The sequence below is a fragment of the Streptomyces sp. NPDC048352 genome, assembly GCF_040651895.1.
Classification (GTDB): domain Bacteria; phylum Actinomycetota; class Actinomycetes; order Streptomycetales; family Streptomycetaceae; genus Streptomyces.
The window spans coordinates 30,876-45,563 of sequence record NZ_JBEZKZ010000060.1; the positions used below are offsets into that span (position 1 = coordinate 30,876).

Sequence of the window (14,688 nt, forward strand, 5' to 3'; positions counted from 1 at the left end):
AAGACATGCCTTGTCACCGTAATCACAGGACGTGGTAGTGGATTCCCCTGTACGATGAAGGCACACCAGATCGAACCAACTCTGCCTGACGCAGAGCTGGCGCGACCGCAAAGCGGCCGTGGCACCCTTTCGCAGGGGGCGCCCAGGTATCACTCGGTTCTGCGCAAGAGGACAGCTCTCGGGGCTCCCACATGTACGGGTGCGGTCGCTCACAAGGCGGCCCGCCGTCCGCAGACGGGGACGCTCTACCAGGCAGCGGAAAGGCCAGGCCGTGACATCCGCGGTCACGACCGACACGTCCGCCCGACCCGGCTACGGGCAGCTCCTGCGCACGCCCGGTGCCCTCACCTTCGTCCTCCCCGGCTTCGCCGCCCGCCTGCCGTTCGGCATGCTGACCATCAGCATCCTGCTGCTCGTGCAGCACGCCACCGGCTCCTACGGCGACGCGGGGATCGTGGCCGCCGTCACCGGCGTCTCCATGGCCCTGTTCGCCCCGGTCATGGGCAAGCTCACCGACCGCCGCGGCCAGAGCGCCGTCCTCGTCCCGGCCGTCCTCGTGCACGCCGTCGCCGTCTCCGCTCTGACCGCGCTGGCACTCCTCGGCGCCCCGCTGTGGGCGCTCGCCCTGGCCGCCGTCCCGGCCGGCGCCTCCGTCCCGCAGGTCGGCCCCATGGTCCGGTCCCGCTGGGCGGCCAAGCTGGAGGGCTCCCCGCTGCTGCCGACGGCCGCCGCGTTCGAGTCCGTCACCGACGAGTTCACCTTCGTCGTCGGCCCGGTCCTCGCCACCGCACTCTGCACCGGCGTCCACCCGGCGGCCGGTCTGGCCACCGAGGCGGCCCTGACCCTGCTCGGCGGACTGTTCTTCGCCGCGCAGCGCGCCACGGAGCCGAAGGTCGCCGCGCCTGCGGAGGCCGGCGGCAAGCACCAGTCCGCGCTGTCCTTCGCCGGCCTGCGCGTCCTGATCGTCGCCTTCATCGGCATCGGTGCCGTCTTCGGCGGCATGCAGGTCTCGCTCGCCGCCTTCTCCAACGAGATCGGCAACCCGGGCGCCAACGGCCTGCTGTACGGCATCTTCGCGGCCGGCAACATGATCGCCGGCATCACGATGGGCGCCGTCGCCTGGAAGATCGGCCCGCGCCGCCGCCTGATCCTGGGCTACATCGGCCTCACCGCCGCCGCCTCGGTGCTGTGGGCCGCGCACTCCGTGATCCTGCTGGGCGCCCTCGGCCTGGTCGTCGGCCTGTGCATCGCCCCCGCGCTGATCACCGGCTACACCATGATCGAGCAGCTGATCCCGGCCGCGTCGCGGACCGAGGCCTTCACCTGGCTGACCGGCGCGGTCGCCTTCGGGCAGGCCGCCGCGGTGACCCTGGCCGGCCGGCTGACGGACGCGCACGGGTCCTCGTACGGCTTCCTGGTGCCCCTGGCGGCCACGGCTCTCGCCCTGGCGACGCTGGTGGCGCTGCGCGCGAAGCTGGCGCCGAAGGCCCCGAGCCGGATCGTGAACTCGTCCGCGCCGACCGCCCGCAAGACGGCGAACGAGCGTGGGATCGGTCACCGCACGCCCGTGACGGTGGACTGATCCGCCGGAATACGTCACCATGGAGCGTCGTTAGCACTCATTGAGTGAGAGTGCCAGGAGGAAATTCGTGCCGACCTACCAGTACCAGTGCACCGAGTGCGGTGAGGGCCTTGAGGCCGTGCAGAAGTTCACCGACGAAGCACTGACCGTGTGCCCGAGCTGCGACGGACGCCTGAAGAAGGTGTTCTCCGCGGTCGGCATCGTGTTCAAGGGCTCCGGTTTCTACCGGAACGACAGCCGTGGCGCGTCGTCGAGCAGCACCCCTGCCACGAAGCCGCCGTCCACGTCGACGTCGACCGCGGCCCCTGCCGCTTCGTCCTCCTCGGCGACCTCGAGCACGGGCAGCAGCTCCACCTCCGCGGCCTGACCCGTACGTACGTCTCCCGCTTGCCGCAAGGCCCCGCTCGCCCTCTTGGGCGGCGGGGCCTTGTGCGTCCCCCGTTAGGGTGAGGCCATGGTGAACGCAGAGATCGGTGTAATCGGCGGGTCGGGCTTCTACTCCTTCCTGGAGGACGTCTCCGAGATCCAGGTGGAGACCCCCTACGGGCCGCCGAGCGACTCCCTGTACGTGGGCGAGCTGGCAGGACGGCAGGTGGCGTTCCTGCCGCGGCACGGGCGCAGCCACACCGTGCCGCCCCACAAGATCAACTACCGGGCCAACCTGTGGGCGCTGCGCTCGGTCGGCGTCCGCCAGGTGCTGGGCCCCTGCGCGGTCGGCGGCCTGCGGGCGGAGTACGGGCCGGGCACGCTGCTGGTGCCGGACCAGCTGGTCGACCGTACGAAGTCCCGCGTGCAGACCTTCTTCGACGGCGAGCCGCTCCCGGACGGGACCGTCCCCAACGTCGTGCACACCACCTTCGCGGACCCGTACTGCCCGGTGGGCCGGTCGGTGGCGCTCGCGGCGGCGCGGGGGCGCCAGTGGGAGCCGGTGGACGGCGGCACCATGGTCGTCGTGGAGGGGCCGCGGTTCTCGACGCGGGCGGAGTCGCGGTGGCACGCGGCCGCCGGCTGGTCGGTGGTCGGCATGACCGGGCACCCGGAGGCGGTGCTCGCGCGCGAGCTGGGCCTCTGCTACACCTCGATGGCCCTGGTCACGGACCTGGACGCGGGCGCCGAGACGGGCGAGGGCGTCTCCCACACGGAGGTCCTCAAGGTGTTCGGCGAGAACGTCGGCCGGCTGCGCGAGGTGCTCTTCGACGCGGTGGCGGCCCTCCCCGCGACCGAAGCGCGCGCCTGCCTGTGCACCCACGCCCATGACGGCTGGGACCTGGGAATCGAACTGCCGTAGCGCCGGCTGAGGCCCGGTGGATGCCGGGTGCAGTGGAACGCCGGCCCTCGCGTCCGGGGCCTGTCCGGCCCCGGGCGGTGGCGGGCGGTGGCGGGTGTTCCGCGGCGGTGTAGGGGTGGTGTCACATCCCGCGGGGCTGTCATGTCCTCATGGCGAAGGGGTCACCGGGACCCCCGCACCGGAAGAGGCCGGCCATGCCCCGCATCTCCCTCAGCCCGCCCCGCACCCTGCTCATGCGCATCGGCGCCTGGTACTCCCGCCGCACCTACGGCAAGGTCCTCGACCCCGGTCAGGCGTACGGGCACAACTCGCGCGTGCTGTTCTCGTACGTCCGAATGGAGCAGCGGGCGGCGAAGTGGAACGCGCTCGACGCCGGCCTCAAGCACCTCGCGGTGATGGCTTCGGCGGCGCGCATCAACTGCTCGTGGTGCATGGACTTCGGCTACTGGGAGGGCCACGAGAAGGGCCTCTCCGCCGAGAAGATCGAGCGGGTGCCGCGGTGGCGGGAGTCCCGTGAGGTGTTCACCGAGCTGGAGCTGCTGGTCATGGAGTACGCCGAGGCGATGACCGAGACCGAGCCGGCGGTCACCGACGAGCTGGCCGCCGAGCTGATCGCCCGGCTCGGTGAGGCCGCGTTCGTCGAGCTCACCGCCATGGTGGCGCTGGAGAACTGGCGCTCACGGGTCAACAGCGCCTTCGGTCTGACCAGCCAGGGTTTCTCGGAGGCGTGCCGGGTCCCTTCGGGACGCTGACACCTGGGGGTGACGGCGTTGTCCACAGCCTGGGGATTGTCCACAGCCCGGAGCGGGGCCTGGCGCGGCGGCGGATCGTGAGGGGGTCCGGGCAGTGGGCCCGGACGCCGGAACTCGACCAGCCAGGCGGTGCACATCATGTCCAGGACCTCTCCCTCGTCCCCCGATTCCCCCTCCCCTGTCGGCTCTCCCTCGCCCGTCTGCTCGTCCACGTGTCCTCCCGGGCGCCCCGTACCGGCCTTTCCGCCGCTGCGGGTGGGCCGGGCCGGGGGCCGGCTGCGGCGCGCGGTGCGCCGTCGGCGGCGGGTCGCCTCGGCAGGCCTGGCCGTGGTGGCGGCCGCCCTGGCGGTGGGCGGAGCGGAGGCGCAGGCCTCCCGCGGCACGGCGCCCGCCCCGGAGACGAAGCCGACGCCCGCGGCGGTACGCATGGTCTCGGCCCCCGTACGCATCGCGGACGCCGGCACGGTGCGGCTGCTGCGCCCCGGGGACCGGGTCGACGTGGTCGCGGCGGAGCGCACGGGGGCGCCCCGGGTGGTGGCCGCAGGGGCCCGGGTGACCCAAGTCCCCACTGTGGAGGCGGGGGTGGGGGACGGCGGGGCGCTGGTGGTCCTGTCCGTTCCCCGGGATACGGCGCGCGCCCTCGTGGGGGCGGGCGCCGTGGCGCGTCTGGCGGTGACACTGTGCTGATTCGCACGGAATACCAGTCAAGTAGCCCGCGCGTGGCTCCCAATTGGACACGCCGGGCCGTGACTGCCGTAGCTTTCGGAACCGTTGGCTCCGTCTACAGCAGGCACACAGAAAGGCTCAGTGGTGAGCGAGAAGAAGAAGGAGAGCGTCCTGGCGGGCTTCAAGGCCTTCCTGATGCGCGGGAATGTCGTCGACCTGGCGGTGGCCGTGGTCATCGGCGCGGCGTTCACGAACATCGTGAACTCGATCGTCAAGGGGATCATCAGCCCGCTCGTGGGCGCCATCGGCACCAAGAACCTGGATGTCTACACCTCGTGTCTGAAGGCACCCTGTGGGGTCGACGCGAAGGGCGAGCCGACCGGCGTGAACATCATGTGGGGCTCCGTCCTCAACGCCACGCTCAGCTTCCTGATCACCGCGGCGGTCGTGTACTTCCTGATGGTCCTGCCGATGGCCAAGTACCTGGCCAGGGTGGAGGCGCGCCGCAAGGCCAGGGAGGGCGTGCAGGAAACCATGGTGATCACCGAGCTGGAGGTGCTCAAGGACATCCGCGACGTCCTGATCGCCCAGCGGAGCGGGAACGGCGAGAGCGCCCCGGCGGCGAGCGCGCCGAGGGCACAGGGGGCACGCGACGCGTTCTGACGGGCGCGGACGCTCAGATGTGGTGCGGGGGCTTCTCGTCGAGGAAGCGGGCCAGGTCGGCCGCGCCGCCTCCGGCGGGCGGCCGCTCGCCCCAGCCGCGGTCGGTGTCGTCCGAGGACTGCTGGTCCAGCGGGTCGTCGAAGACGAGCTTCGGCCTGGGCTTCGGCTTCGCCTCGGGCTTCTCGGTCTTCGCACCGGCGTCGGGGTCCGGGGACTGCGGGTCGGAGGCGGGGGCGGTGCTCATGCCTCAAGAGTACGGCCGCCCCCGGGCCCGGCCCCGGCCGCGGCCCCTCCCCCCGTCGCGGCTCCGGTCAGCTGGGAGCCTCCGCGCCCTTGCGGGCGTAGAACCACCAGCAGACGGCGAGGCACGTCGCGTAGAAGCCGATGAACATCCACAGCGCATGGGTGACCGCCATGGCGGCGAACATCGCCGGGATGAAGAAGAACCCGTAGGCGGCGATGGCGGAGGAGAAACCGGTGACGGCGCCCGCCTCCATCTCCGACTGCTTGAGCGCGGCCGCCTGCGCCTGGGGGCCTTGGCCCTCCGCCTGGCGCATGTGCTGATCCCGGAAGATCACCGGGATCTGCCGGAAGGTGGATCCGTTGCCCAGGCCGGAGAAGGCGAAGGCCGCCAGGAAGCCGGAGAAGAAGGCCCAGAAGCTGCCCAGGTCGCCGCTGGTGGGCAGCGCGAAGATCACGCCCACCAGGGCCACCGCCATGCCGACGAAGGACAGCATGGTCACTTTCGCGCCGCCGATCCTGTCGGAGAGCCAGCCTCCGGCCCAGCGCATGAGCGCGCCGACGAAGGGGCCGATCCAGGCGTAGGTGGTGGCCTGGTAGCCCTGCGTCTCGAAGTTGTTCTTGATCAGCAGCGGCAGGCCGGCGGCGAACCCGATGAAGGAACCGAAGGTGCCGACGTAGAGCCAGGTCATCAGCCAGTTGTGCTTGCGCTTGAAGATGACCTTCTGCTGGCTGAAGGGGGCCGCGGCGACCTTGAGGTCGTTCATCAGGAACCAGGCGAGCAGCGACATGATCACCAGCAGCGGCACCCAGAGGAAGGCGCCGTTCTGGAGCCAGATGTCCGTGTTCTCCTTCGCGTCGTGCTGCGGGCCGCCAGCCGGGGCGCCCAGCACGGCGGCGGTGACCACCAGCGGGGCGACCAGTTGGACCACGCTCACCCCGAGGTTGCCGAGGCCGCCGTTGAGGCCGTTGGCACTGCCCTTCTCCCTCTTGGGGAAGAAGAAGCCGATGTTGGCCATCGAGGAGGCGAAGTTGGCGCCGCCGATGCCGCAGGCGGCCGCGATGAGCACCAGCTCCCAGTACGGGGTGCCCGTGTCCTGGAGCGCGAAGCCGAGCCACAGCATCGGCCCGACCAGGATGATCGTGCTGAAGGCGGTGAACTTCCGCTCGCCCGACATCGGGCCGATGAAGGTGTACAGGATGCGGAAGGTGCCGCCGGTGATACCGGGAATGGCGGTCAGCCAGAACAGCTGCGACTTGGAGAAGCCGAAGCCGACGTCGTTCAGCTTGACGACGGTGACCGACCAGACCTGCCACACCACGAAGCCGAGCATCAGCGCCGGGATGGAGATCCAGAGGTTGCGCTGCGCGACCCGGCGGCCGGTGGCCTGCCAGAAGCTCTCGTCCTCGGGACGCCAGTCACCGATGACAGCGCCGGGCTTGTAGGTCTCCGCGCGGTGCGAGCGCACCGCGGACGGGGTGGGCGTGGGTGTGGGTGTGGACATGGTCACCGGTCCTTCGGGTCAAGGAGCCACAGGGCGATCACGACGAGGAAGGACAGGACCAGGAATCCAGCTCCCCACCAGGCCGTGGCGGTGTGGCCCTTCATCCACTCGTTGACGGTCACGGTCAGCGCCCAGAGCTGCCCGATCACGACCGTGAGGGCGAGGGCGAGCCGGGCGTTGAGCTTGGAGGAGCGCTCGGGTTCCTGTTCGGTGCCGGCTCCCGGGCCGGGGCCGGTGTGCCGGATGCGCGGGTCGCCGTAGCCGCTGGTGGAGCGGATCTGCGGGTACCGCTCGTGGACCGGCCGGTTCAGCCGGGGCTGGGCGCTCCCCGGGTGGTAGGCGGGGCGGGGAGGAAGCTGCGCGTCGCTCATGTGCGTCCGGTTTCTTCGGCGCGGGCCGCTCCGGGGCAGTCGAGCCGCTGCGCCATCGCGGGGCGGGAGTCGCCGAACTGCCGGCACAGGGCTTCCTTGGCGGGCTCGCCGGAGCGGGCGGTGGCGATGGCCCAGACGCTGCCGTCGGCCTGTTCGGTCAGGAAGATCCTCGGGAGCGGTCGGGGTGGCGGGCCCGCGGTCACTTCGCCGGTGCGGGCGTCGAAGACGCCTTCGTGGCAGGGGCAGTACAGCTCCCCTTCGGGGCCGCGGTCCTCGCGCCACAGCACGGCGCAGGCCAGGTGGGTGCAGACGGCGGAGTAGCCGACGAGGCTGCCGTCGCCGAGGCGGACGGCGAGGGCGCGGTCTTCCGCACCGGGGAACCGGAAGGCCACGGACTCACCCGGTGCGAGCTGGTCGGTGACCTTCTTCGCCTCGGGCAGCGTCTCGCTGTCCCCGTGCCGGTGGAGGATGCCGGAGGCGACGCCGGCTCCGCCGATGGCCAGTCCGCCGGAGACGGTCGCCACGATCCGCAGGTAGTCGCGCCGGGTGGTGAGGGAGTCGGCGCTGATCCGGTCGCGCAGCTGCTCGGCGGCGGCGTCACGGCCGGCGTCCGGGCCCGGTGCGGACCCGGGTGCGGGCTGCTGGGTCACGCTCATCGGACATCCACCCCGTTCACTTCCACGACGGGCAGGCCGCCGGGGACGGGCCACTGCACCTTGTCCGCGGGGACGACCATGGCGACGCCGGTGGAGACGACCACGTCGCCGAAGGCGAAGGAGTCTGCGACCTGGACGCCGGGGCGTTCGGCCTGGAGTTCTTCGAGGGTCCCGTAGAAGAGGGCACCGGTCGGGCAGACCGTGGCGCACATGGGGGCCAGGCCGTAGGCGGTGCGGTCGTAGCAGAGGTTGCACTTCATCTGGAGCTTCGCCTGGAGGTCGATCTTCGGGACGCCGAAGGGGCAGGCGTTGACGCAGTTGGCGCAGCCGATGCAGCGGGTGGTGTCGGCTTGCTGGACCACGCCGTCGGCGGTGACCAGGATGGCGTCGGCGGGGCAGACCTCGGCGCAGGGCGCCACGGGGTCCTCGCAGTGCATGCAGACGGTGGGCAGGGAGGCGACGGACCGGCCGGCGTCGGTGTAGTCCAGGTGGATCATCGACTTGCCGCGGTGCGAGTCGCATTCGCGGCAGGCGGAGACGCAGGCCTGACAGCCGATGCAGCGGCCGGGGTCGATGAAGATGGTGCGGCCCATCATGGCGGCGTCAGCTCCTCTCCGCCGTGCCGCGGCCCTGCGGGGCCGTGGGCGGCAGGGGGTCGGTGCGGGAGACCTGGGTCTCCGGGTAGGCCTCGCGGCCGGGGGCCGTGGGCGGCGCGGGCACCTCGTCGATCCGCTCGGCCGCCTCGATCCGCGCGGCGCAGACCTTGTACTCGGGGATCTTCGAGCGGGGGTCGAGGGCGTCGATGGTGAGGGCGTTCGCGGCCGTCGGGACGGGCCAGTGGTAGGGGATGAAGACGGTGTCGGGCCTGATGGCCTCCGTGACCAGGGCCGGGAAGACCTCACTGCCGCGGCGGGTGACCACCCGGACGGGGTCGCCGTCGCGGAAGCCGTGGGAGGGGTGGACCTCGACCCAGGGGCGCGGGGTCTGTTCGACGAGGGCGCCCAGGCGGCGGGTCTGGTTGCCGGACAGGAAGTGCGCGACGGTGCGGCCGGTGGTGAGGGACAGGGGGAACTCGTCGCTGTAGGCGTCCATGGGCGGATGCCATTCCACGGCCTGCAGGTGGACCTTGCCGTCGGGGTGGTACGTCCGGCCGTTCTCGAACAGCCGCGGGGTGCCGGGGTGTTCGGTGGAGGGGCAGGGCCAGGCGATGCCGCCGGTCGTCTCGAGCCGCTCGTAGGTGATGCCGTAGTAGTCGTTGACGGTCCCGGCGGAGGCGACGCGCAGTTCCTCGAACACCTCGCGCGAGCCGGCGAAGTCGAACTTGTCGCCCGCCCCGAGGCGCCGGGCGAGTTCGCACATCACCCAGGTGTCGGTGCGCACCCCGGCGGGGGGCTCCTGGGCCTTGTTGTGCTTGACGACGCGCGCCTCGGTGTTGGCCATGACTCCCTCGTCCTCCGCCCAGACGGTGACGGGGAAGACCACGTGCGCGTTGGCCGCGGTCTCGGAGAGGAAGAAGTCGAACTGTGCGTGGAACTCGAGGGCGTCGTAGCCGAGCCTGACCTCGCCGTAGTTGGGGAGGGAGACGAACGGGTTGTTGCAGATGCCGATCAGGCCGCGGATCTCGTGCCGCTGCATCTGCCAGACCATCTCCATCATGGAGGTGCCGGCGGGCGGGAGGTCGGCCTCGTCGATGCCCCAGATCCGGCAGATCTGGCGGCGGTGCTCCTCGTTCATGATGGACCGGCCGCCGGGCAGGAGATCGGCCTTCTGGCCGTGCTCGCGTCCGCCCTGGCCGTTGCCCTGACCGGTGATGGTGCCGTAGCCGGCTCCGGGTCTGCCGAGGTTTCCGGTGGCGACGCACAGATTGATCACGGACAGGCAGTTCTCGACGCCCTGCGAGTGGTGTTCGATCCCGCGCGCGTGGAAGGCCATCGCCTTGTCCGCGCCGCCGAACATCCGGGCCACCTGGACGATCTGTGCGGCGGGGATGCCACAGATGTCCGCGGACCGGGCGGGCGGGTAGGCCTGGACGGTCTGCTTGACCTCGTCCCAGCCGGTGGTGTGGGCGGCGAGGTACGCCTCGTCGGTCAGGCCCTCGGCGACGATCACGTGCAGCACGGCGTTGAAGAAGGCGGAGTCGGTGCCCGGCTTGAGGGCGACGTGGACGTCGGCGGTGCGGGCGACGGCCGTCTCGCGCGGGTCGACGACGATCAGTGACGCTCCCCGGTCGCGGGCGCCCCAGAGGTACTGGGTCATCACCGGGAAGCACTCCCCCACGTTCGACCCGGCGATCAGCAGGCAGTCGGTGAGGAGGATGTCGGCGAAGGGGCTGGCTGCGCGGTCGATGCCGAAGGCGAGCTTGTTGGCGCCGGCCGCGCTGACCATGCACAGGCGGCCGTTGTAGTCGACGTGCCTGGTCTTGAGCGCGACCCGGCCGAACTTGCCGACGAGGTACGTCTTCTCGGAGAACAGGCTGGCGCCGCCGAGCAGTCCGACGGCGTCATTGCCGTGGCTGCTCTGGATGCGCCGGATCTCGGAGACGGTGAAGTCCAGGGCCTCGTCCCAGGAGGCCTCCTTGAACTCCTCGTCGCGGGAGCGGCGCAGCAAGGGTGAGGTGAGCCGGTCGGGGTGGTTCACCTGCTGGTAGGCGTTGATGCCCTTGGGGCACAGCCGCATGCGGTTGATGTCGTGGTTGCGCGGTTCGACGCCGAAGACCTTCCCTGCCCTGTCGACCCGCAGGTACATCCCGCACTGCACGCCGCAGAAGCAGCAGTGGGTGGGGACCAGGGTCTCGCCGTTCTGGTCGGCGTGCCACCGGTCGGCGGGGATGCCGCCGGCGTCGCGGAAGGTGCGGGTGCCGGGCGGGGCGATGGCCGGGTCGAGGGGCAGGGGTCGGGGCCGGGGCGCGGGCTTGGCGGGGTCCGTCGCGGTCACTTGAAGCCCTTCTTGACGTGGGTCAGGTAGGCGTTGCCGCGCAGGACCCGCTTGCAGCGGGGGCAGTATTCGGCGAAGGCGTCGAAGTCGAGTCGCAGGTCCTGCATGGTGCCGCGCAGGTTCTCCACGTACGGGGAGGTGTCGATGGGTTCGCCGCAGCGCTTGCAGGTGAAGATCTCCTCGTCCTGGCGGGCGGTGTACTTGAACAGCTGCATGCCGACCGCCGCCGGCCGCTGGACGATGTGGAAGAACTTCCCGAAGGGGATGTAGATGAGGGTGAAGACCACCGACACCATGTGCAGGATCGCCAGGAACTCGTAGCCGCCGCCGTGCAGGAAGATCGACGAGAAGGTGAGCAGCAGCCCCGTCACCGAGATCACGATGAGGCAGATCAGCGGGAGCAGGTCGTAGGCGAAGCGCTGGCCGGTGATGGCGCCGCGGTCCTTCATCCGGCGCCACAGGAAGTACGACGCTCCGGGGATGACGAGGACCGCGGCGATGTCCAGGCCGTGGAACATCAGCCAGCCCACGGCGTCGAGCGAGTCGAAGCCGAGGATCTTGAAGCCCCAGATCCGCATCTCGTAGCCGGGGCCGGAGCCGCTGGCAGAGGTGAAGGTGAACCAGCCCCAGGTCAGCGGGAAGGTGATGGCGGCGGCCAGCAGGCATCCCCAGAAGATGAGCTGGTGCGCGGCCCAGCGGGCGCGTGAGCGGGCTCCGAGGAACTTCTGGAAGCCGAGGTAGGTGGCGGCCATCCTCGGCAGGGCGGTGGGTGCCTTCTTGAAGTTGGCGGCCGAGAAGAAGCTGTCGAAGCCCTTGGTGAAGAGGCGGCGCGCGCCGGGTGCGGAGACCCACGTCGTGTACCGGTAGGCGACGCCGAAGGCCAGGAAGACGGTGGCGACGGCGTACGGCAGCAGGGCGGAGTCGAAGTCCCGCAGCAGGCGGCTGCCCAGCACGATCGCGGCGATGAGCAGGAGGGAGACGGCGGCGCCGGCCGCGGTGGCCCGGGCGGTGACGGACCGCCCGGCCGGTGGCGGGGTCTCGGTCGGCCCGGGGGGTGGGGCTGCGGCGAGTACTTCTGCGGGCTCGGACACAGCCCCACGCTAGGTGGTCTAGGCCGATTCAGCCCGTTTTGCACCGCTTGCGGCTGGTCCGAACGGGTGGGCTGGCCGGGTCATACGGCGTGCAGCCCGTGCGCCGCGAAGACCGCCCTGGCGTCGGCCGCCTGCCCGGCAGTGGGCGTCGGGGTGTCGTGGAGGCCCGGGGTGGCATCCGCGGGCGGGGAGAGGTCCCGGCTGCCGGCCGCCCGCCCCTGGTCGGGCCGGGGCGGTGGGGCGGCGGGGCGAGTCCGCCCGGGCTACCCGGGCGCCGCGGGCCGCGCGCCTCGCGGGCCGGTCGGCCGGGCCCTGGTGTGCTGGGCGGTATGACGTACGTACCGATGACCGCCCGCAGCCGTGACGAGGGCCACCGGACGGCGACCTCGCTGGAGCTGTTCTTCGACCTCTGCTTCGTCGTCGCGATCGCCCAGGCGGGGGCACGGCTGGTGCACGCGCTGGCGGAGGGCCATCCGGGGACCGGGGTGATCGGCTACGCCTTCGTGTTCTTCGGCGTGTGGTGGGCCTGGATGAACTTCACGTGGTTCGCCTCCGCCTACGACTGCGACGACGTGCCGTACCGGATCGCGACGCTGGTGCAGATCGCGGGCGTCCTCGTCTACGCGGCCGGGGTGAGCCGGGCGTTCGACGCGAGCGACTGGACGGTGGCCGTCATCGGCTACCTGATCATGCGGGTGGCGCTGACGGCGCAGTGGCTGCGCGCGGCGGCCGGGGAGAGCGGTGAGGCGCGTGCGGCGGCGCTGAAGTACGCGGCGGGCCTGGTGATCTGTCAGGCGGGCTGGGTCGGGCTGCTGTTCGCCCCGGACGGGTCGAAGCAGTGGCTGTTCCTGGTGATGGTCGTGGCCGAGCTGTCGGTGCCGGTGCTGGCCGAGCGCGGGCACCAGACGCCCTGGCACGCGCACCACATCGTGGAGCGGTACGGGCTGTTCACCATCATCGTGCTGGGCGAGACCATCGCGGCGAGCACGGTCGCGGTGAAGTCGGCCCTCGACGAGCACGAGGCACTGGGTGAGCTGCTGCCCATCGCCGCGGGCGGGCTGCTGATCGTCTTCGCCGCCTGGTGGATCTACTTCGCGGTGCCGATGCACGAGCGGCTGACCTCCAACCGGGAGGCGATCCCGTGGGGTTACGGCCACCTGCTGATCTTCGCCTCGGGTGCGGCGATCGGCGCGGGCATCGAGGTCGCCGTGGAGCACGCGGTGGGCAAGGCGCACATCTCGCAGTTCGCCGCGAACGCCGCGGTGACGGTCCCGGCGGCGCTGTTCCTGCTGATGGTGTGGCTGCTGCACTCCCGCCACTTCAAGCGGGGCGCCGCACAGCAGATGGTGCTGCCGCTCGCCTCCCTGGCACTCCTCGCCTGCACCTGGGCGGGCTCGTACGCGGTCCTCTACGCGGGGCTGGTGGCGACGGCCACCGTGGCGGCCGGCACGACCCTCGCCGTGCGCGGCGGGCATCCCGCCCGCGCCGGGGCCGAAGCCTGAGCCCGCGCCCGTCACTCCCGCGCCCCCGAACCCGTTCAGCAGCTCAGCGAAACGGCGACAGGAAGGGACAGCCCCCATGACACTCCCCCCACAACGGCACGGCACCGGATCGGACGACACGGACGGCGACGGCGGCAACCCCGGCCCCGGCCCCGGCGCGGAGCTGGCCGAGCCGGGCTTCTGGCAGCGGCCCCCCGACCAGCGTCTCGCGGCGTTCGCCCGGCTGCGGGCGCTGGACGCCCCGGTGTTCGTCCCCGAGGGCGGCGGCCACTGGGCCCTCGTACGCCACGCGGACGTGCAGGAGGCGAGCCGCCTGCCCAAGGTGTTCGCGAGCGCGCCCGGGGTGACGACGCCGGAGCCGGCCCGCTGGGTGCGGGCGCTGTTCGGGGATTCCATGGTCAACCTGGACGGCCCGGACCACGCGCAGCTGCGGAAGATCGTGCAGCGGGCGTTCACGCCGCGGCTGCTGGCGGCGGCTGAGGCGGACATCCACGCGGTCGCGGCCCGGATCGTGGACGACGTCCTCGCCGAGCACCCCGAGGAGTTCGTCTCGGCGGTGTCCTCCCGGCTGCCCCTGGAGGTCATCTGCAACATGATGGGGATCCCGGAGCACTACCGCGCGGAGATCGCCGACCGGGTCAACCACGCCTCCGAGAACATCGGTGTGGAGCGCGGCCTGGCGGCCCGGCTGCGGATGCCCGGGCGCGGGCTGCGGGCGCTGGCCCGGATGCAGCGGATGGTCGCGGGCATCGGGCGGGAGCGGCGCAGGAACCCGGCCGACGACCTGATCTCGGCCCTGGTGTGCGCGAACGTGGACGGGCAGGCGCTCGGCGCCCGCCAGCTGGGCGCGTTCTTCAGCCTGCTGATGGTGGCGGGCGTGGAGACCACCCGCAACGCGATCAGCCACGGGCTGACCCTGCTGACCGACTTCCCCGAGCAACGGGACCTGCTGCTCTCGGACTTCGAGAAGTACGCGGACGGCGCGGTGGACGAGATGATCCGGCACTCGACGCCGATCATCCAGTTCCGCCGGACGGTCACCACCGAACACGTGCTGGGCGGGCGCCTGTTCCGCCCCGGCGACAAGGTGGTGCTCTACTACGCCTCCGCCAACCGCGACGAGGCGGTCTTCCCCGACCCGGACGCCTTCGACATCACCCGCTCCCCCAACCCGCACCTGGGTTTCGGCGGCGGCGGACCGCACTACTGCCTGGGCGCGCACCTGGCGCGGGTGGAGATGAAGGCCCTGTTCCGGGAGCTGCTCACCCGGCCGGTGGGCCTGCGCGCGGTGGGCCTGCCCGATCTGGCGGGGTCCAACTTCGACAACCGGGTCCGTTCCCTGCGGTTCGCCTTCGAACGCCCCTGACGGCCGGCCGCGGCGGTGGGGATCGCCTGGAACGAGGTGCGCCGCCACCACCCGCTGATCGAGGCGCACACC

General features: G+C 71.6%; 15 protein-coding genes. 8 read left to right on the forward strand and 7 right to left on the reverse strand.

The window, feature by feature from the left end; all coding sequences use genetic code 11:
• Positions 1 to 271: 271 nt before the first annotated feature.
• From AB0D45_RS25820 to mscL, 6 genes are all read left to right on the forward strand, one after another.
• Positions 272 to 1,582: an MFS transporter gene (locus AB0D45_RS25820; protein WP_362463091.1), complete on the forward strand. Its 1,311-nt coding sequence runs from the start codon at positions 272 to 274 to the stop codon at positions 1,580 to 1,582.
• A 67-nt stretch (positions 1,583 to 1,649) separates the two neighbouring features.
• Positions 1,650 to 1,949, forward strand: a complete 300-nt coding sequence (locus AB0D45_RS25825; RefSeq protein WP_361597440.1) for an FmdB family zinc ribbon protein — start codon at positions 1,650 to 1,652, stop codon at positions 1,947 to 1,949.
• Positions 1,950 to 2,036: 87 nt separating this feature from the next.
• A complete protein-coding gene (locus tag AB0D45_RS25830) occupies positions 2,037 to 2,870 on the forward strand; it encodes an S-methyl-5'-thioadenosine phosphorylase (RefSeq protein WP_361597443.1) in 834 nt (277 codons plus the stop codon).
• Positions 2,871 to 3,064: 194 nt separating this feature from the next.
• Complete coding sequence (locus AB0D45_RS25835) at positions 3,065 to 3,622, forward strand: carboxymuconolactone decarboxylase family protein (RefSeq protein ID WP_362463094.1); 558 nt, start codon at positions 3,065 to 3,067, stop codon at positions 3,620 to 3,622.
• Between the two features lie 138 nt (positions 3,623 to 3,760).
• Positions 3,761 to 4,309 (forward strand): hypothetical protein, encoded by a 549-nt coding sequence (locus AB0D45_RS25840; RefSeq protein WP_362463097.1) that lies wholly within the window; start codon positions 3,761 to 3,763, stop codon positions 4,307 to 4,309.
• Between the two features lie 123 nt (positions 4,310 to 4,432).
• The gene (gene mscL / locus AB0D45_RS25845) at positions 4,433 to 4,951 is read left to right on the forward strand and encodes a large conductance mechanosensitive channel protein MscL (protein ID WP_362463100.1); all 519 of its coding nucleotides are present in this window, start codon (positions 4,433 to 4,435) and stop codon (positions 4,949 to 4,951) included.
• A gap of 13 nt (positions 4,952 to 4,964) precedes the next feature.
• On the opposite strand, the gene AB0D45_RS25850 is transcribed toward mscL, so the two are convergent.
• From AB0D45_RS25850 to AB0D45_RS25880, 7 genes are all read right to left on the reverse strand, one after another.
• Entirely contained in the window at positions 4,965 to 5,195 is a 231-nt protein-coding gene (locus AB0D45_RS25850; protein WP_362463103.1) for a hypothetical protein, read from the reverse strand.
• A 67-nt stretch (positions 5,196 to 5,262) separates the two neighbouring features.
• A complete protein-coding gene (locus AB0D45_RS25855) occupies positions 5,263 to 6,696 on the reverse strand; it encodes a NarK family nitrate/nitrite MFS transporter (RefSeq protein WP_362463106.1) in 1,434 nt (477 codons plus the stop codon).
• 2 nt (positions 6,697 to 6,698) lie between these two features.
• Positions 6,699 to 7,067, reverse strand: a complete 369-nt coding sequence (locus AB0D45_RS25860; RefSeq protein ID WP_362463109.1) for a hypothetical protein — start codon at positions 7,065 to 7,067, stop codon at positions 6,699 to 6,701.
• Complete coding sequence (locus AB0D45_RS25865) at positions 7,064 to 7,723, reverse strand: Rieske 2Fe-2S domain-containing protein (RefSeq protein ID WP_362463111.1); 660 nt, start codon at positions 7,721 to 7,723, stop codon at positions 7,064 to 7,066. Before AB0D45_RS25865 ends, AB0D45_RS25860 begins: the two co-directional genes overlap by 4 nt.
• On the reverse strand, positions 7,720 to 8,319 hold the full coding sequence (locus AB0D45_RS25870) for a 4Fe-4S dicluster domain-containing protein (protein WP_362463114.1): 600 nt from the start codon (positions 8,317 to 8,319) through the stop codon (positions 7,720 to 7,722). The genes AB0D45_RS25865 and AB0D45_RS25870 overlap by 4 nt, the downstream gene beginning before the upstream one ends.
• A gap of 7 nt (positions 8,320 to 8,326) precedes the next feature.
• Entirely contained in the window at positions 8,327 to 10,657 is a 2,331-nt protein-coding gene (locus tag AB0D45_RS25875) for a molybdopterin oxidoreductase family protein (RefSeq protein WP_362463117.1), read from the reverse strand.
• Positions 10,654 to 11,748 (reverse strand): MFS transporter, encoded by a 1,095-nt coding sequence (locus tag AB0D45_RS25880; RefSeq protein ID WP_362463120.1) that lies wholly within the window; start codon positions 11,746 to 11,748, stop codon positions 10,654 to 10,656. The genes AB0D45_RS25875 and AB0D45_RS25880 overlap by 4 nt, the downstream gene beginning before the upstream one ends.
• Before the next feature lie 329 nt (positions 11,749 to 12,077).
• Between AB0D45_RS25880 and AB0D45_RS25885 the strand changes: the two genes are divergently transcribed.
• Together AB0D45_RS25885 and AB0D45_RS25890 are read left to right on the forward strand one after the other, a co-directional pair.
• Positions 12,078 to 13,250 (forward strand): low temperature requirement protein A, encoded by a 1,173-nt coding sequence (locus AB0D45_RS25885; protein ID WP_362463123.1) that lies wholly within the window; start codon positions 12,078 to 12,080, stop codon positions 13,248 to 13,250.
• A gap of 76 nt (positions 13,251 to 13,326) precedes the next feature.
• Positions 13,327 to 14,616 carry a cytochrome P450 gene (locus AB0D45_RS25890; protein ID WP_362463126.1) on the forward strand — a complete coding sequence of 430 codons (1,290 nt, stop codon included), beginning with the start codon at positions 13,327 to 13,329 and terminating at the stop codon, positions 14,614 to 14,616.
• Positions 14,617 to 14,688 lie beyond the last annotated feature (72 nt).

Excerpts from the sequence above, each read along its gene's own strand:
- AB0D45_RS25830 (WP_361597443.1), top strand. The coding sequence starts at position 2,037 with ATGGTGAACGCAGAGATCGGTGTAATCGGCGGGTCGGGCTTCTACTCC.
- AB0D45_RS25835 (WP_362463094.1), top strand. The coding sequence starts at position 3,065 with ATGCCCCGCATCTCCCTCAGCCCGCCCCGCACCCTGCTCATGCGCATC.
- AB0D45_RS25840 (WP_362463097.1), top strand. The coding sequence starts at position 3,761 with ATGTCCAGGACCTCTCCCTCGTCCCCCGATTCCCCCTCCCCTGTCGGC.
- AB0D45_RS25850 (WP_362463103.1), bottom strand. The coding sequence starts at position 5,195 with ATGAGCACCGCCCCCGCCTCCGACCCGCAGTCCCCGGACCCCGACGCC.
- AB0D45_RS25855 (WP_362463106.1), bottom strand. The coding sequence starts at position 6,696 with ATGTCCACACCCACACCCACGCCCACCCCGTCCGCGGTGCGCTCGCAC.
- AB0D45_RS25860 (WP_362463109.1), bottom strand. The coding sequence starts at position 7,067 with ATGAGCGACGCGCAGCTTCCTCCCCGCCCCGCCTACCACCCGGGGAGC.
- AB0D45_RS25865 (WP_362463111.1), bottom strand. The coding sequence starts at position 7,723 with ATGAGCGTGACCCAGCAGCCCGCACCCGGGTCCGCACCGGGCCCGGAC.
- AB0D45_RS25870 (WP_362463114.1), bottom strand. The coding sequence starts at position 8,319 with ATGATGGGCCGCACCATCTTCATCGACCCCGGCCGCTGCATCGGCTGT.
- AB0D45_RS25885 (WP_362463123.1), top strand. The coding sequence starts at position 12,078 with ATGACGTACGTACCGATGACCGCCCGCAGCCGTGACGAGGGCCACCGG.
- AB0D45_RS25890 (WP_362463126.1), top strand. The coding sequence starts at position 13,327 with ATGACACTCCCCCCACAACGGCACGGCACCGGATCGGACGACACGGAC.